At 62.1% G+C, this 15,755-nt stretch carries 16 protein-coding genes; 7 read left to right on the top strand and 9 right to left on the bottom strand.

The features are described from left to right. The first annotated feature begins 133 nt into the window (after positions 1-133). Together FHS84_RS05565 and uxuA are read left to right on the top strand one after the other, a co-directional pair. Positions 134-1,981 (top strand): methyl-accepting chemotaxis protein, encoded by a 1,848-nt coding sequence (locus tag FHS84_RS05565; protein ID WP_166931517.1) that lies wholly within the window; start codon positions 134-136, stop codon positions 1,979-1,981. 108 nt (positions 1,982-2,089) lie between these two features. Then, positions 2,090-3,142, top strand: a complete 1,053-nt coding sequence (uxuA, locus tag FHS84_RS05560) for a mannonate dehydratase (protein WP_166931512.1) — start codon at positions 2,090-2,092, stop codon at positions 3,140-3,142. A gap of 49 nt (positions 3,143-3,191) precedes the next feature. On the opposite strand, the gene FHS84_RS05555 is transcribed toward uxuA, so the two are convergent. Both FHS84_RS05555 and FHS84_RS05550 read right to left on the bottom strand, forming a co-directional pair. Beyond that, positions 3,192-3,872, bottom strand: coding sequence for an HAD family hydrolase (locus FHS84_RS05555; protein ID WP_166931509.1), 681 nt, complete (start codon positions 3,870-3,872; stop codon positions 3,192-3,194). Positions 3,873-3,999: 127 nt separating this feature from the next. Continuing rightward, entirely contained in the window at positions 4,000-5,121 is a 1,122-nt protein-coding gene (locus FHS84_RS05550; RefSeq protein ID WP_166931504.1) for a right-handed parallel beta-helix repeat-containing protein, read from the bottom strand. Between the two features lie 232 nt (positions 5,122-5,353). Between FHS84_RS05550 and FHS84_RS05545 the strand changes: the two genes are divergently transcribed. Next, a complete protein-coding gene (locus tag FHS84_RS05545) occupies positions 5,354-5,824 on the top strand; it encodes a GFA family protein (protein ID WP_166931500.1) in 471 nt (156 codons plus the stop codon). Here FHS84_RS05545 and FHS84_RS05540 read toward each other — a convergent pair. The 4 genes from FHS84_RS05540 to FHS84_RS05525 form a co-directional block, all read right to left on the bottom strand. Beyond that, positions 5,813-7,399 (bottom strand): hypothetical protein, encoded by a 1,587-nt coding sequence (locus FHS84_RS05540; protein WP_166931496.1) that lies wholly within the window; start codon positions 7,397-7,399, stop codon positions 5,813-5,815. The two genes, FHS84_RS05545 and FHS84_RS05540, sit on opposite strands and share 12 nt — an antisense overlap. Positions 7,400-7,408: 9 nt before the next feature. Then, positions 7,409-7,843: a hypothetical protein gene (locus tag FHS84_RS05535; protein WP_166931492.1), complete on the bottom strand. Its 435-nt coding sequence runs from the start codon at positions 7,841-7,843 to the stop codon at positions 7,409-7,411. 75 nt (positions 7,844-7,918) lie between these two features. After that, positions 7,919-8,131 (bottom strand): hypothetical protein, encoded by a 213-nt coding sequence (locus FHS84_RS05530; RefSeq protein WP_166931487.1) that lies wholly within the window; start codon positions 8,129-8,131, stop codon positions 7,919-7,921. A 114-nt stretch (positions 8,132-8,245) separates the two neighbouring features. Then, positions 8,246-9,139, bottom strand: coding sequence for a pseudouridine synthase (locus FHS84_RS05525; protein ID WP_208393706.1), 894 nt, complete (start codon positions 9,137-9,139; stop codon positions 8,246-8,248). A gap of 14 nt (positions 9,140-9,153) precedes the next feature. Here FHS84_RS05525 and FHS84_RS05520 point away from each other — a divergent pair, with 14 nt between their 5' ends. Next, positions 9,154-9,606: a nucleoside deaminase gene (locus FHS84_RS05520; RefSeq protein ID WP_166931482.1), complete on the top strand. Its 453-nt coding sequence runs from the start codon at positions 9,154-9,156 to the stop codon at positions 9,604-9,606. Positions 9,607-9,659: 53 nt separating this feature from the next. Continuing rightward, positions 9,660-10,322 carry a glutathione S-transferase family protein gene (locus FHS84_RS05515; protein ID WP_166931475.1) on the top strand — a complete coding sequence of 221 codons (663 nt, stop codon included), beginning with the start codon at positions 9,660-9,662 and terminating at the stop codon, positions 10,320-10,322. Here FHS84_RS05515 and FHS84_RS05510 read toward each other — a convergent pair whose 3' ends face one another. Both FHS84_RS05510 and FHS84_RS05505 read right to left on the bottom strand, forming a co-directional pair. Then, entirely contained in the window at positions 10,323-10,946 is a 624-nt protein-coding gene (locus FHS84_RS05510; protein ID WP_166931472.1) for a phosphatase PAP2 family protein, read from the bottom strand. It abuts the gene before it with no gap. Between the two features lie 137 nt (positions 10,947-11,083). Continuing rightward, positions 11,084-12,232 carry a sensor histidine kinase gene (locus FHS84_RS05505; protein ID WP_166931469.1) on the bottom strand — a complete coding sequence of 383 codons (1,149 nt, stop codon included), beginning with the start codon at positions 12,230-12,232 and terminating at the stop codon, positions 11,084-11,086. 178 nt (positions 12,233-12,410) lie between these two features. On the opposite strand from FHS84_RS05505, the gene FHS84_RS05500 reads away from it, so the two are divergent. Beyond that, positions 12,411-12,908 carry an FKBP-type peptidyl-prolyl cis-trans isomerase gene (locus FHS84_RS05500; protein ID WP_166931465.1) on the top strand — a complete coding sequence of 166 codons (498 nt, stop codon included), beginning with the start codon at positions 12,411-12,413 and terminating at the stop codon, positions 12,906-12,908. A gap of 64 nt (positions 12,909-12,972) precedes the next feature. Here the strand turns inward: FHS84_RS05500 and purD are convergent, their stop codons facing one another. After that, positions 12,973-14,247, bottom strand: coding sequence for a phosphoribosylamine--glycine ligase (purD, locus tag FHS84_RS05495; protein WP_166931462.1), 1,275 nt, complete (start codon positions 14,245-14,247; stop codon positions 12,973-12,975). A gap of 80 nt (positions 14,248-14,327) precedes the next feature. Here purD and xseA point away from each other — a divergent pair, with 80 nt between their 5' ends. After that, positions 14,328-15,743, top strand: a complete 1,416-nt coding sequence (xseA, locus tag FHS84_RS05490; RefSeq protein WP_166931459.1) for an exodeoxyribonuclease VII large subunit — start codon at positions 14,328-14,330, stop codon at positions 15,741-15,743. Positions 15,744-15,755 lie beyond the last annotated feature (12 nt).

Raw genomic sequence — 15,755 nt, 5'->3', positions numbered from 1 at the left:
TTGTGCGCGAAATCGTATGTGTAATTGCGGTCAACTACGATCTTCATAAATATCTCATAAACCTGCATTCAAGACTCTTCTTTTCTAAATAAGAAGGATTTGCAACTCCTGTTTCCGCCCCAGGAGAACCAAGATGCGGATTGCGGATGTTTCGGTGCGCGGCAAGATCGCCGGCGCCCTTGTTTGCGTCATGATCGCCACCATCGCCCTCGGCGCCTTCTCGGTGGTGCGCCTGTCCCAGTTGAATGCGCGCGCCGCGGATATTCGCGACAACTGGTTGCTGGGGATCGGTTATCTCGGCAAGTACCAATACGCTCAGACGCGCCTGCGCACCTTTCATATCAGCGGCATTTTCGCGGCCACCGAAACGGAACGCGCGATGATTTCGGCCAGCGTCCCCAAGCTCCAGGCAATGTCGGCCGAAAGCTGGAACAAGTACCTGCCGACGATCACCTCGCCCCGCGAGCGCGAACTTGCGGACCAGATAAAGACCGCTCAAACCCGCTACGAGGACACCGTGGAGATCCTCAACCGGACGCTGAAGGAAAAGGGACCGGCGGCAGCCGGGGAATATTCGCTCGGCCCCATGCGTCTTGCCTTCAACGATCTGGCGAAGGCGATCGAGACCAACGTCGACTACAACATTGCCGCCGGCAATGCCTCGGCCAAGGAAGGCGAAGTAACCTTCGTCAGCGCGCGCCTATGGATCTTCATCGCCCTCGGTATGAGCGTACTGTTGTGCTTCGCCGTGGGCTACGTGCTCATCACCGGCGTGTCGACGCCGCTCGGCCGCATGACCGACGCCATGGGCGAACTCGCCAGAGGCCATCTGGACGCCCATGTTCCCCATGCCGACCAGAAGGATGAAATCGGCAAGCTCGCCGAAGCGATGACCGCGTTCAAGAACGAACTGGCGGCGGCGGAGCGTTCCAAAGCCGAGCAGACCGAGGCGATCGTTTCGAGCATCGGCACCGGGCTCGATCATCTCGCCAAGGGCAATCTCACCCATCGGGTGACGGCCGAACTCACCGGCCCGTTCGTCAAGCTGAAGAGCGACTTCAACGGCGCCATGGAGCGGATGCAGGACACGCTGGCGAGTGTTTTGTCGGCCACCGATGGCATCGCTAACGGTGCCGGCGAAATCTCGACGGCCGCCGACGACCTGTCGCACCGCACCGAACAGCAGGCCGCGTCGCTGGAAGAAACGGCGGCGGCGCTCGAGGAAATCACGACGACGGTGAAGAAGACGGCCAGCAACGCCAAGGACGCGCGTACCTCCGTGCAATCGGCGCAGACCGTGGCGGAACAGGGCGGGCGCGTCGTGGGCTCCGCGATCCAGGCGATGGATGCCATTGCCCAATCGTCGCGCCAGATCACCGACATCATCAGCGTGATCGACGAGATCGCGTTCCAGACCAATCTTCTGGCGCTGAATGCCGGTGTCGAAGCGGCGCGTGCCGGCGAAGCGGGCAAAGGCTTTGCCGTGGTGGCCTCGGAAGTGCGGGCGCTGGCGCAGCGCTCCAGCGGAGCGGCCAAGGAGATCAAGACGCTGATCTCCACGTCCGGCGAGCATGTCGGCGCCGGGGTCAAGCTGGTGGGCGAGTCCGGCGCGGCACTGCGCCAGATCGTCGAGCAGGTGCAGCAGATCAATCAGCTGGTGAACGAAATGGCTCTGGCGGCGGAGCAGCAATCGACCGGCATCGAGGAGGTCAATGCCGCCGTCACCCAGATGGACCAGATGACCCAGCAGAACGCGGCCATGGTCGAACAGTCGACCGCCGCCTCGCGCAGCCTGGCCGGCGAGACGCATACGCTGCAGGAGATGGTGAGCTTCTTCAATGTCGGCAAGGTCGCTGCCGCGGCGAAGCCGGTGCCGCAACCGCATGTGGGCGCCAAACCGGGGCGTCCGGCCCTCAAGGCCGTGGCCGGTTCCCGCCGTGCCGCCGCCGCAGCGCCCGCCGGCGACTGGGAGGAGTTCTGAATCGAGGGGAAAACCGGGCCCGCCGCCGCGTCACGGCGGGCCCATGACAAAGGCGGGCCGGAATGGCTATGATGGGACCGGTATCATAAGCCCTGAGGAAACCCGCCCATGAAAATGTCCTTCCGCTGGTATGGCGACAGCGACCCCGTCAGCCTCGACTACATCCGCCAGATTCCGGGGATGCACGGCATCGTCTCGGCCGTTTACGACATTCCGGTCGGCGAGGTGTGGCCGGTCGAGAACATCCTGGCGCTCAAGAAGAAGATCGAGGCGCATGGGCTGGCGTTCGACGTAATCGAAAGCGTGCCGGTGCATGAGGACATCAAGCTCGGCCGCCCGACGGCGAAACGCCTGATCGAGAATTACGCCCAGAGCCTGCGCAATCTCGGCAAATGCGGGCTCAAGGTGGTCTGCTACAACTTCATGCCGGTGTTCGACTGGACCCGCACCACGCTCGACATGAAGATGCCGGACGGCTCGTCGGCGCTGGCGTTCGATGTCGAGGTCGTCAACAAGATCGACGTGTCGAAGGGCATCAACCTGCCGGGCTGGGACGCGTCCTACAAGCCGGAGGAGCTGAAGGCGCTGCTCGACGAATACAAGTCGGTCGACGAAGAGACGCTGTGGGCCAACCTGACGGCGTTCCTCAAAGGCGTGATCCCGGCGGCGGAAGAGGCCGGCATCAAGATGGCGATCCATCCCGACGATCCGCCGCGCCCGATCTTCGGTCTGCCGCGCATCGTCAAGGACGTGCACGACCTGCGCCGGCTCTTGAAGATCGTCGATGTGCCCGCCAACGGCCTGACGCTGTGCTCGGGTTCGCTTGGCGCCGATCTCAAGAACAACATCGTCGAACTGGTGAAGGAATTCTCCGGGGCCGGGCGTATCCACTTCGCCCACATCCGCAATGTGAAAGTCGACGAGAAGGGCAATTTCAACGAAACCGCCCACAAGTCCGATTGCGGTTCGCTCGACATCGGCGCCATCGTCAAGGCGTATTACGACACCGGCTTCACCGGTTACGTCCGCCCCGACCACGGCCGCATGATCTGGGGCGAAACCGGCAAGCCCGGCTACGGCCTGTATGATCGCGCGCTGGGCGCGGTCTATCTTAACGGCCTGTGGGAAGGCATCGCCAAAGGCGAGGGCAAACCGGTCTGACGGCTTTACGCGATAGCAATGCAAAGGGGCGCTTCCGGGCGCCCCTTTTTTATTCGTACGTCTTGAGAAAATCGCTTTTGTCGAACCGCAACAGATCGGCAATGTGGTCGATGCTGAGGTCGGCGGCGGGATATTCGGTCAGGATGTGCATGTCGGTGGCGTAGTGGCCCTGGCGCGGGAATACCGTGGTGACGCGGTCGCCCCAGTACTGCTTGATGGCGGCGAGCAGGCGGAGCTTGTCGTCGATCATCACATAATGGCGCGCCGGGAAGATGCGCTCGACATACGCCAACTCCTCTTCCTTGTGGATGTAGATCAGCACCCGCCGCTCGAATAATTCCGACAGGCCGGCGCAAAGCACCTTGCGCGGCTGGAACACGGCGTCGCCGTCGGAAACGATGGCCGTCACGCCCCATTGCGCAACATGGCGGACCGCTTCGATCGCACCGGGAAACAGCCGGTCGCGGAACGGATAGTCGATCAGCCAGTTCGCCATCCGCAGGATGCGCGGATCGTGCATGTATTTCACGCGATAGCGCTCCAGGGCGCCGAGATAGTCGGCATAGCCGAGTTCGCGCCGGAGTTCCTCGAACAGGAGCCAATAACAGTCGTGCGCATAGGCGCCGTGCTCGCGCGTCAGGTACTCGGAAAGGTCGCGGGTGATGCTGTCGTTGTCGACCAGCGTGTTGTCGACGTCGAACAGGAACGCGATATCGGCGGTTTCGGCCATGACGCCCTCGAAAGATCCGGCGGCATGCTAACAAAGCCGTGCGTCGCGCCAAGTGTCTCGTGAGGGAAGGAAACCCCCGCACCGGAACGTGGACCGGCGCGGGGGGAGGCGGAGCTTGCGGGGGAAGCTACTCCGCTTTTCGAACCTTGCCGAAGAAGCCGAGACCGACGAGGAAGGTGGCGAACAGCGCCAGCGACATCGGCTCGGGCACGTCGGTCGGGGTGCCGAAGCTTGCCGGCATGGCGGCGAAGGCGGCTGCGGCGGTGCCGGCGCTCAGCACGGCCACCTTGGTCGATTGCGTCGACACCGTGCCGGGGCCGTTCAGCGTCTTGGTGGCATAACCCGTCAGCACATTGCCCGCGACCTGCAGCGACGAGCTTCCGGTCTTGTTCCACACGAACGACTGCGTCTTCGACAGATCGTTCTGGAAGGTGTTGTTGGCGATCAGCATCGCGCCGGCGGGATTGGTCGCGCCTTCTTCGCCCAGCGCGATCGCGGTCGTCGAATTGGTCGACTTCGGACCCTTTTCCAGGTTGTTGCCGGTGATCGTCACGGCGCCGCCGTTGGGCACGTCGATCAGATAGGACGCCGTGCCGGTGGACGTGTCCCGGATGGTGTTGTTCATCACCGTGGTGGCATTGGCGCGCGACTTGATGGAATGACCGGCCTGGGTGTTGTTGAAAGTGGAGTTCTCGACGTCCAGCGCGGCGATGTGACCGGCGTAGATGGCATGGGCGCAGCCGCTCGACGACACGCAGGTGCCGTTCTTGTCGAAGGTCGAATTCTTCACCGTGAGCGTGCTCTTGGTATTGGCGTCGGTGAGAATGCCGTCCTGGTTGCCGGTGAATTTCGAGTTCAGCACCGTGAGGTTGGTGCCCTGCATGCGGATGCCGGCACCGTTGCCGGAGGTCGAAGTCGCATTCTGGAAGGTGATGTTCTTGATCGTGGTGTTGGTGCCGGAAATGACGAACAGGCCCTTGTCGCCGTAGGACTTGCCGGTGATGACCGGCGCCGTCGTGCCGATGCCCTGGATCAGAAGGTTCGACTTGGTGATGTTCGCCGCGCCGTAGGTGCCCGGCTGGATGTTGATCGTGTCGCCGGAGTTGGCCTTGTCCACCGCGGCCTGGATGGTTTTGTAGTACTGGGTCGGGCCGACGGTGAACGTGGTCGCGGCGTGCGATGCGGCCGGCAATACCGCGAAAGCGAAGGTGACGGTGGCGGCGATGCGGAAGAATCCGTATTTGTGCATGGCGTTTCCCAATCCTGTTGTACGGGCCCGCCCCCAGGCCGATGGATTGGGATATTGGTAAGGAACGTTAACTATCGCTATTCCGGGAAACCCCGATGCGGCAAGTTGCCTGATGATCCGTATGCGGACTGTTAATGCGTCGCGCCGCCGCACTGTTGATCGAAATCAGAAACGTTTGTCTCGCACGGCGGCGATGCGCTAAAAAAGGCGAGCGTGAATCGAGGAAATGCCCATGGCCGATTATCCGCTCGAAGGCGGCTGTTTCTGCGGCTTTATCCGCTACCGGCTCGAAACGCCGCCGATGTTCGTGCATTGCTGCCACTGCACCGACTGCCAGAAGCAGGCCGGATCGGCCTTCGCCATCAATGCGCTGATCGAACGCGACCGCGTCACGCTGCTGTCGGGCGAGTCCGAAGCGATCGAGATGAAGACCGACAGCGGCCGTCCGCACGACATCTATCGCTGCCCGAAGTGCAAGAGCGCGGTGTGGAGCGACTACGGCCGCCGCCGCATTCTTGCGTTCGTGCGCGTGGCGACGCTGGACATGCCATCGGTGCTGCCGCCCGACGTCCACATCTACACCCGCTCGAAACTCGGTTGGGTGGTGCTGCCCGAAGGCGCCCGCGCGTTCGAGGAATACTACGACATGGAAAAGGAATGGCCGGCGGAGAGCTTGGCGCGCCGGGATGCGCTATTGGGGTAGGTAGCTGTCCTGATGTTCGTCTGCTGTGACGTCTCCCTTGGTTTCACCAAGATATGGGCCAAATCTGAGTACAGGATAATCCGTAGCAGCTTTTGCGCACGCGTCAATTTCAGCTTCAATGGATGAAGAGTGCATCTGGTGCGAGCCTGGGAGGATTCTTACACGACAATATTGTGTTTCTCGCAGTTCGAAAGATGCGGATCCGTCATCTGCGCTCGACAATTCCGCTCGCCGCCGCACTATCAAGTAGATAACGAAATTTGGTATTTCGACGAACATGTAGAAGAGCACGTTCGCTCGCCCAGAATACGCCTCTTGCGCCCATGCAATTTGGCATTTGCCTGTAACTGATGTGCCGGTTGCCAACTCTGTGCAATAGGCCAGAAGTTTTACCTGACCTAATAGTGAAGCGAGAGAACACCGAAATTCTGAGGGAATTTCGGCCGCGCGCAAGGGTCGAAGATAGTTGATGAAATTGTCGAGGACTGTAAGCGAGGGGATATTTTGCGGTGCGCCAATCTTTACGTTTGCTGATGTTGCTGGTTTATCATCAATGTCTATCTCTAGTCTGAATTCTCCAGCGCAAACTATCTGTAGAAGATCTGATGCTGCGATGAGATTGTCGAACGTGTGAAGTTCGTTCTGATCTGTCCGAAGACGATAATACGCTTTGCCGTCGTGCAAACCGAGAACGATGTCAGAGAAGCTGTTTTTAACACGGATTTTTTGCAGATCTTCCGGCAAGTTTGGGATGTTTGGTACATAGAGTTCGCTCGGTATGTAGACCTGTTTTTGAGCTAGTTCTGACGAGATGCGTACCGTACAGGCCTTTGGGTGGCTGCGCATGGAAATCGATCCGGTACCGTCGGGCGTAATCGATGTGCCGGATGGGATTCCGAAACGCGTGGAGTATGCAGTTATTCGCGCGCCTTCGATCCTATCGATGACGCCAATCTGGTTATCAACGAGCATCTCTAATGTCGTTCCGGGCGGATATTCTATGATGCCGGAAAGTGCCGAGTCTTCAAAGCCGAGGCACTTGTAAAGATGATGTTTTTTGCTCGAATAGTCAGGCCCAACGGAACGAATGTCGGCGGAAGTTTGTGGTATTAGGTCGACATTCTTGATCGCTTTCATCGCGTGAATTGCGAACGCGATGCGATGTCTCTGTAGTTCGGTAACACCCTTGGCATCGAGCTCGCGGACAGCTAGCAAAATGCGAGAAATTTCAGTCTGCCAAAGATGCAGATATCTCGTTTCGACGAGCGTGCCAGAGGTATTGTAGCAGAAAACTACTATAAATGCCGGAATCTCTGAACCAGCAAGTTCAAGGGCGGTAGAGAGTTTAAGGGTAATGTTTCTGGATTTCCCCTTGTGCGACTTTACCTGTGCAAAGCATTTAGTTCCCGGGGGTTGGAGGTCGAGAGGTATTCCGGGAGTGCGGCTTGGGGGAGACTGAATAAAGAAGTCCCAGCCTCGCTCGTCTTCATGCGATTGGTTGCATGTGACCGCGCTGTCCGCGCAAAGGGTTGCGAATGTCAGTTCTGCGTGTCGTGTTACCTTACGTTTGGTCATCGGTGTCGCTTATTCAGTCTGTCTAGTTTTCAGTGCCGCCACGATCTCTTCCGGCGTCTTCTCCCAATAGCGTCCGAACGAGACGAATTTCCGCGGGCCGGTTTTCTTTTCGCAGGCGGGCGAGCGCAAGGCGGCTGTCGGCGGGATCACCATGAAGCCGGCGATGTCGGCGAGCGCGATATCTTCCGTGCGGCGCCATGTCTTGAAGACGAGGCGGCCGTCGTCGAGCGTCAGGGTGGCGGGCGTGGCAAAGCTCATCGCGGTCATGAATGCCGCAATGGCGAATGCCGCAGCCAGCGGGACGAGGGCGCTGAGGCCGACATAGGGCCACAAGCCCGTGAGATAGGCGCTGACGAACGCCATGAAGGCGAATGCGACGGCCCAGGCGGCGAACAGCACCGTGGCGGCGATCAGTTTCAGGCGGCTCTGGCGAAAGCAAATCATGTCGCGAGTATTACAGATATTTCGCGATGTGCCGCCGCGGCGTTTGTTCTCGGGACGTTCCCTTGTGGTGTCCGTTTACCGCTTCGCGTTCTCGAACAACTGGGCGATGGCGTCCTGGCCTTCGTCGGAGTGGATCCAGCCTTCGGCGGCCTGCTTGGTAGGGAACTGGCCCGCCAGTTTGTGCGGCTTGATGCGGTCCGGCACCGGCACCAGCACTTCGAACGTACCGGCAAAGCGCTGATCTTTGGTTTCCGCGGCATAGGCCTGGGGCTTCTGGTACTTCTTCATGTCAGGCCTCGTTTCTTGTTCTTTGCGGCCTGCTCATACCACTTCGCCGCCGGGGCGCAAGGCTGTAGCCATGCGTCCGCAAATCGCCGCGGTCGTGTCACAAAGTTGTCGTTTTCAGTCTTCTCTCGGGCGCTTCTTGCGGCCGATGCCAAGTTGCTCGCGCCACTGTTTGGCGGGGATTTCCTCGACGGCGCCTTCTTCGAGTTGGCCGAGATGGAACGGCCCGAACTGCACGCGGATGAGGCGCGCGACCTTGAGCCCGAGGCTTTCCATCAACCGCTTCACTTCGCGGTTCTTGCCTTCCTTCAGCGTCACGGTCGCCCAGGAATAAACGCCTTTGGTGCGTTCGAGATCGGCGACCACGGGCCCGTATTTCACGGTTCCGATGGTTACGCCTTCGGCGAGTTTGTCGAGATCGGCTTGCGTCACCTTGCCGAACAAGCGGGCGCGATAGACACGCGTCCAGCCGCCCGAAGGCATTTCGAGACGCCGCGCGATTTCACCGTCGTTGGTGAGCAAAAGCAGGCCTTCGGAATTGCAGTCCAGTCGCCCGATCGACACCACTCGCGGCAGCGTCTTCGGCAGATTGGCGAACACCGTAGGACGGCCTTCGGGATCGCGATGGGTGGTCACGAGGCCCGCAGGCTTGTGATAGCGCCACAGCCGCGCCGGGGCGGGATCGCCGACCTGTGTGCCGTCGACGGTCACGACCTGTCCGGGATTGACCTTGGTGGCCGGCGTGGTGACGATCTTGCCGTCCAGAGTCACGCGGTTTTCCGCGATCTTCTTCTCCGCATCGCGACGCGAACAGACGCCGGCGCGCGCGATTACCTTGGCAATGCGCTCGCCCTCGGATTTGTCGGCCGTGTCGTCGTCGGCCTTATCGGCTTTGCGGACGCGCGGCTTTTCCCAGCCGTCGTCGATGTCGATCGAGCCGGTATGCGGGCTCCAGCCCGTTTTGGGTGGGGATTTGCGTTTGCCGCTGGTCTTGGGTTTAGGATCGGCCACGAAGGGAATCTGCCATGGATGACGAACAAGCCATAGCACTGGCGCTAGCGGAAGCCCAGGAGGCAGCCGCGCGCGGGGAAGTGCCGGTCGGGGCGGTGCTGGTGTCGGCGGACGGCGAGGTGCTCGCGCGGAGCGGGAACCGGATCGTCGAAAAGAAGGATCCCACGGCCCACGCCGAGATGGAGGTCATCCGCGCCGCCGCGGCGAAACTCGGCAACGAGCGGCTGACCGGCACGACGCTCTATGTCTCGCTCGAGCCGTGCGCCATGTGCGTCGGCGCCATCGCCATGGCCCGCGTCGCCCGCGTGGTGTTCGCAGCGGAAGACCCGAAAGGCGGCGCGGTCATTCACGGTCCGCGCTTCTTCGAACTGCCGACCTGCCACCACCACCCCGAAATCGCCCGCGCCGGCGATGCCGAGGCCGCCGGGCAGGTGCTCAAGGATTTTTTCCGCGCCCGCCGCACTTGATCGGCCGCCTGCGCGTTCCCATGTATCCAGCCGACATCACCGCAAGGACGATCATGATCGATCTCTATACCGCAGCGACACCCAACGGCTTCAAAGCTTCCGTGATGCTCGAAGAGGTGGGCTTGCCGTACGAGGTTCGCCGCCTCGATCTCGCCGCCAAGGAACAAAAGCAGGACTGGTTCCTGGCCATCAATCCCAACGGCCGCATCCCGGCCATCGTCGACCGCGACAACGATAATTTCGCGGTGTTCGAATCCGGCGCCATCCTGATCTATCTTGCCGAGAAGACCGGCAAGCTGATGCCCTCCGACCCCAAGGGCCGCTCCGAGGTCATCCAGTGGCTGATGTTCCAGATGGGCGGGCTGGGGCCGATGATGGGGCAGGCGAATGCCTTCTTCCGCTATTGGCATGAGGTCTATCAGCCCGGCATCGACCGCTATCAGAACGAATCCCGCCGCCTGCTGACGGTGCTCGACACAAGGCTCAATGATCACGAATACCTGGCGGGCGATTATTCGATCGCCGATATCGCCAACTGGTGCTGGGCGCGCTCGCACGCCTGGGGCGGCATCAACGTTGACGGTCTCGACAATCTGAAGCGCTGGATCGACCAGATCGCGGCCCGTCCGGCGGCGCAGCGCGGCATCAACGTTCCGCCCCGCGTCCACGACGACAAGCAAAGCGTCGAAGCGGCCAAGGCGATTTTGCAGAAGTGACTAGAACCATCCGCGCGCGAGGCTGGGGAACCAGTTGACCAGCACCTCGCGCGACGCGATCAAGCCGATGCCGGCGCCGACGAAAACGTCGCTCAGGAAATGGGCGGTGAGGAGCGCACGGGTCAGGCTCAGCCACAGCGCAATCGCAAACCACACCGGCGCGCCGAGCGGCCAGACGCAGGCTGCGATCACCGCGACGCAGAAGATGGTCAGCGAGTGGCCGGACGGAAACGAATTGCGCTTCAAGTCGAAGCCGAACGGAATGAAGCCATAGAGATTCATCTCCAGCTCGTCGCGCGGCCGCCGCCGGCTGAGCAGTAGCTTGATGGTGTGGATCACCGCGCTGCCGGCGCCGAGGGCCAGGATGAAAGCCAGCGCGCACTGGAAGATTAGCTTCACCATTGGCCCGGTCGAACCGGTCGCGAGCAAGCCCCAGCTCACCAGATAAGCGACGACCGCGAGCGCCAGCCAGTGCGCGGCCTTGGCCAGATGCGTGGTGGCATTGAGGAATTTGTGAAGGCCGAGCGGCACGCGATCATAGAAAACATGCACCGCGCGGCGGTCGATCGCCACGCATGCCACGCCCAGAACGAGGAAGAACAGCCCAGACCACAACAGAACCATGGGCTCCTGCTTGCCGCGCCGGAGCGCCGCTGTCAAATGGGCCTGGGGGCGCAGCCAGAAATGCGTGCAGCGGTTTTCCGTCCGGGTGCGCGACTAAGCCAAAGAATCAGGAGCGCAGTCGCGCGATCGAGCGAAAATCAGGCCGCAGCCCGCGAGCCGGCATGCGCCGGGAATGCGACCCGGACTTCGGTGCCGACGCCTTCTTCGCTCTGGATCGTCAGGACGCCGCCGTGCTTTTCGGTCAGCGCCCGCACCAGCGCGAGCCCGAGGCCGGCGCCGTTCTTGGCGATCATCGGGTCGCTGTCGACGTGTTCGAACGGCATGCCGAGGCGGTCGAGGTATTCGGCGGGAATGCCGATGCCGGTGTCGCTGACGGTGATGGTGGCAGAGCCGTCGCGCTGTGTCAGGCTGACGCCGACGCTGCCGCCCGCCGGCGTGAACTTGATGGCGTTCGACAGCAGGTTGAGCATGATCTGCTTGATGGCGCGCCGGTCGGCGGTGACGAACAGCGGTTCCTGCGGGATCGACACGCTGAGCTCGAGCCCGGCCTGTTCGGCGCGGTCGCGCAGCATGCGCACGCTGTCTTCGACGGTGCCAGTGAAATCGACGGTCTCGAGATTCAATTCCAGCTTTCCGGCTTCGATCTTGGCCATGTCGAGCATGTCCGAGATGAGGTCGAGCAGAAGCTGACCGGAATCGTAGATCAGCGTCGCGTATTCCTCGTATTTCTCATTGCCGAGGGGACCGAAAGTGCGCTGGCGCATCATGTCGGTGAATCCGATCACGGCGTTGAGCGGCGTCCGCAACTCGTGGCTCATATTGGCGAGAAACCGCGATTTGGCTTTGCTGGCGGCTTCGGCGCGTTCACGCGCGGCCTTGATTTCGAGTTCGTGTTCGATGCGTTCGGTGACGTCGCGCGAAATGCTGAGAATCTTGAGCAGCTGTCCGGTCCTGGACTCGTAGACGCCGCGGATCGTCGACTCCAGCCAGACGTAGTGGCCGTCGATGTGGCGGACGCGGAACGTCTGCGTCAAGGTCTTGCCCGGCAGAGGTACGGCATAGATCGCGTATGCTCTGTCGATATCTTCGGGATGGACGAGATCGAGGAAGTGGGTGAAGGCGACATCGTTGGTCGTCCGCCCCAGGATTTTTTCCAGTGCAGCGGAGGCGAAGTAGACGGGGCCGCCCGGCTCGCGCACGACAACGATGTCCGACGACTCTTCCGCCAACAAGCGATAAGCGTAGAGCGCGTTATCGCGGCTTTCGTCTCCGGCTGCGGACGTCATCGTAATCCTCGCAAGAGCAATTGTTTCTGCCCCTCGATAACGTTACAGAACGCATGTTAATCAAGGATTTCTGTCCGGCATTACGGCGTGCTTAATATGGCCTTAACCGGTCATAACGAGAGGTGGATACGCCGCTGCCGGTGTGTATAAACGCGACGGTTAAGGGAAAGGGTTTTCGATGCGCCTGACGACACTCGTGATGGCTGCTGCAATGGTTTTGGTGGTTGGAGCATGCGGTAACAAGTCCAAGGCGGCGACGGCCGATCCGTTGTCCGAAGCAGCCAATGCGGCCTATCTCAAGGATAACGCCAAGAAATCCGGTGTGGTTTCGGTGCCGGGCATCCAGTACGAGGTGCTGAAGAAGGGCGACGGCCCGCAGCCCGAGCGGCGCGATTGTGTGGTCGTTAACTACAAAGGCAGCCTGATCAGCGGCAAAGTCTTCGATCAGACCGAGCCCGGCCAGCCCGCGACATTTCCGGCAGGGCGTCTGATCCCCGGATGGGTGGAAGCGCTGCAGATGATGCACGCCGGCGACAAGTGGCGTCTCGTCATTCCGTCGGGTCTCGCCTACGGCAAGGACGGCGCCGGCGACGGCGTGATCCCAGCGAACCAGACGCTGGTGTTCGAACTCGAACTCCTGAAGGTCATCCCGAAGTGCGAAGGGCTGGGAGGGTGAGCTTTTTGATTGGTCGCGCTTTCGGACGGAAAACCGGTTTCCACTTTTCCTGAAAGCGCTCCAGTCAGCCCTCCCGCGCCAGCGCCCGCCAGGCGATATCGCGACGGCAGAAGCCTTCGGGCCAATCGATCAGATCGACGGCGGCGTAAGCGCGCTCGCGCGCTTCCCGCACCGTCTTGCCGGTCGCGGTGATGTTGAGCACGCGGCCACCGCTGGCGACGAGCTTGCCGTCTTTCAGGGCCGTGCCGGCATGGAAGACGGTGATGCCCGGCAGTTTCGCCGCTGCGTCGAGGCCGCGGATTTCGGAGCCCTTGGGGTAATCGCCGGGATAGCCCTTGGTCGCCATCACCACGGTCAGCGCCACATCGTCGTGCCAATCGAGGCCGATCCGATCGAGCGTACCGTCGCACGCCGCCAGAAGGACGGTCAGCAGGTCCGACTTCAGTCGCGGCAGGATCACCTGGGTTTCGGGATCGCCGAAGCGGCAGTTGAATTCGATCAGCTTGGGTTCGCCGTTCTTGACCATCAGCCCGGCAAAGAGAACGCCGACATAGCTCCGGCCGCGTTGCTTCATGGCGCGCACGGTCGGCTTCAGGATGCGTTCGATGGTCTTCTCGACCACGTCCGTCGTCAGCACCGGCGCAGGCGAGTAGGCGCCCATGCCGCCGGTGTTCAGGCCCTTGTCGCCGTCGAAGGCGCGTTTGTGGTCCTGCGCGCCGATCAGCGGCAGCACATGTTCGCCATCGGTGAGGGCGAAGAAACTGGCCTCCTCGCCGTCGAGATATTCTTCGACCACGAGTTCGCTGCCCGCGGCACCGAAAGCACCGCCGAGGATCTCGTCGATGGCGGTGTCGGCAGCTTCGCGCGTCTCGGCGATGATGACGCCTTTACCGGCGGCCACGCCGTCCGCCTTGATGACGACCGGCAAACCCAACGTGCCTGCAAAGGCCTTGGCGGCGGAGGCGTCCGTGAAGCGCTGATAGGCGGCGGTCGGGATATCGAAATCGCGGCAGAGATCCTTCACAAACCCCTTGGAGCCTTCGAGGATCGCGCCCTTGGCGCTGGGGCCGAGTGCCTTGATGCCGGCGGCCTGGAAGCGGTCGGCGAGGCCGTCGATCAGCGGCACCTCCGGCCCGATCATCACGAATCCGATGCCCTTTTCCTTGGCGAAGGCCACCAGTTCATCCTGCTTGCTTGGCGTCAGCGGCACGCACTCGGCGAGCGTCCCGATGCCCGGATTGCCGGGGGCGCAGTAGAGCTTGTCGCACAAGGGGCTCTTCGCCAGAGACCAGCAAAGCGCGTGTTCGCGCCCGCCCGAACCGATGACCAGGACGTTCATGGGAAGCTCCCTCAATCTCGGGGGACCGTTCCCCAAGAAACCCCTGGATTCAAGCGCGCATCCTGTATCATCTGTGGATCATGTCCGACCGAACGAATCTGCCCGAATTCAGCGTTTCCGAGATTTCCGCCGCCCTTAAACGAACCGTCGAGGACGCGTTCCCCTTCGTGCGGGTGCGGGGCGAAATCAGCGGCTTGAAATTTCATTCCTCGGGCCACGTCTATTTCGACCTCAAGGACGAGAAATGCGTCATCAACGCCGTGATCTGGAAGGGCGCGGTCCGGGCTCTGAAGGTCAAACCGCAGGCCGGGCTGGAGGTCGTCTGCACCGGTCGGGTGTCCACCTACGGCGGGTCGTCGCGCTACCAGTTGATCGTCGAGCAGGTGGAACTGGCCGGTCTCGGCGCCCTCATGGCCATGCTGGAGGAGCGCAAGAAGCGCCTCGCGGCCGAGGGTCTGTTTGACCCCACCCGCAAGAAGAAGCTGCCGTTCCTGCCCGAGGTGATCGGCGTGGTGACGTCGCCGACCGGGGCGGTGATCCGGGACATCATGCACCGCCTTTCCGACCGCTTCCCGCGGCGGGTTCTGTTGTGGCCGGTGGCGGTGCAGGGCGACCGGGCGGCGGGCGAGATTGCGGCTGCCATCCGTGGTTTTTCGGCCTTTCCGCGGGACGGTCTGCCGCGCCCCGATGTGCTGATCGTGGCGCGCGGCGGCGGCTCGATCGAAGACCTGATGGCCTTCAACGAAGAGGATGTGGTCCGCGCTGTGGCCGAATGCCCGATCCCGCTGATTTCGGCGGTGGGGCACGAGACCGACACGACCCTGATCGACTTTGTCTCCGATGTCCGCGCCCCGACCCCGACGGCGGCGGCCGAGATGGCGGTGCCGGTGCGGTCCGAGCTTCTGTCCCAGACCATGGACCTGGAGCGGCGGCTGGTGCGCTGTTCCTCGGTGCAGATGGACCGGCGGCGGGAGACCTTGCGGCACCTCGCCAGGGTGCTGCCGCGGGCCGACCAGCTTTTCGCGGCCCCCCGCCAGCGCTTCGATTCGGCTGCCGAGCGGCTGACCAATGCGCTTCGCCGCAACCTGGAGGTGCATACCCGCGCCTTTGTCGAGGCCTCGGCGCTGCTGCGTCCGGCGGGCTTGCGCAACCGGATCGCCCAGGGGGCGGAGCGGGCGAAGGCTTTGGAAATGCGTCTCGATCGCTGCCATCGGACCCGCCTCAGTGAGGCCGGACGCCGCCTGCAAGGTCTTGTCCGGGTGCTCGACAGCGTCAGCTACCGGGCGGTGCTGGCCCGCGGATTCGCTCTGGTGCGCGGCGACGACGGCCGGGTGAAGCGGGCGGCGGCGGCAATCGCGACCGGCGAAAGCATGACCCTGACCTTCGCCGACGGCGCCGTGCCGGTGGTGGCCGGGGAGAATGCCGCTCCGCCCAAGCCTGCCAAGCCGCGGCCCGCGCCCAAAAAGGCCCAAGGCAACCAAGGTGATTTGTTTTGATGGCGTATGGCC

This window comes from Rhizomicrobium electricum (genome assembly GCF_011762045.1).
GTDB lineage: Bacteria > Pseudomonadota > Alphaproteobacteria > Micropepsales > Micropepsaceae > Rhizomicrobium > Rhizomicrobium electricum.
The sequence above is the reverse complement of the archived record's forward strand: the minus strand, read 5'-3'. Positions and strand labels throughout refer to the sequence as shown.

Coding starts and splice junctions, on each gene's coding strand:
- FHS84_RS05515 (WP_166931475.1), top strand. CDS start 9,660: ATGATCGATCTCTATACCGCAGCGACACCCAACGGCTTCAAAGCTTCC.
- FHS84_RS05520 (WP_166931482.1), top strand. CDS start 9,154: ATGGATGACGAACAAGCCATAGCACTGGCGCTAGCGGAAGCCCAGGAG.
- xseA (WP_166931459.1), top strand. CDS start 14,328: ATGTCCGACCGAACGAATCTGCCCGAATTCAGCGTTTCCGAGATTTCC.
- FHS84_RS05505 (WP_166931469.1), bottom strand. CDS start 12,232: ATGACGTCCGCAGCCGGAGACGAAAGCCGCGATAACGCGCTCTACGCT.
- FHS84_RS05500 (WP_166931465.1), top strand. CDS start 12,411: ATGCGCCTGACGACACTCGTGATGGCTGCTGCAATGGTTTTGGTGGTT.
- FHS84_RS05545 (WP_166931500.1), top strand. CDS start 5,354: ATGGCCGATTATCCGCTCGAAGGCGGCTGTTTCTGCGGCTTTATCCGC.
- uxuA (WP_166931512.1), top strand. CDS start 2,090: ATGAAAATGTCCTTCCGCTGGTATGGCGACAGCGACCCCGTCAGCCTC.
- FHS84_RS05530 (WP_166931487.1), bottom strand. CDS start 8,131: ATGAAGAAGTACCAGAAGCCCCAGGCCTATGCCGCGGAAACCAAAGAT.
- FHS84_RS05555 (WP_166931509.1), bottom strand. CDS start 3,872: ATGGCCGAAACCGCCGATATCGCGTTCCTGTTCGACGTCGACAACACG.
- FHS84_RS05540 (WP_166931496.1), bottom strand. CDS start 7,399: ATGACCAAACGTAAGGTAACACGACACGCAGAACTGACATTCGCAACC.
- FHS84_RS05550 (WP_166931504.1), bottom strand. CDS start 5,121: ATGCACAAATACGGATTCTTCCGCATCGCCGCCACCGTCACCTTCGCT.
- purD (WP_166931462.1), bottom strand. CDS start 14,247: ATGAACGTCCTGGTCATCGGTTCGGGCGGGCGCGAACACGCGCTTTGC.
- FHS84_RS05535 (WP_166931492.1), bottom strand. CDS start 7,843: ATGATTTGCTTTCGCCAGAGCCGCCTGAAACTGATCGCCGCCACGGTG.
- FHS84_RS05565 (WP_166931517.1), top strand. CDS start 134: ATGCGGATTGCGGATGTTTCGGTGCGCGGCAAGATCGCCGGCGCCCTT.
- FHS84_RS05510 (WP_166931472.1), bottom strand. CDS start 10,946: ATGGTTCTGTTGTGGTCTGGGCTGTTCTTCCTCGTTCTGGGCGTGGCA.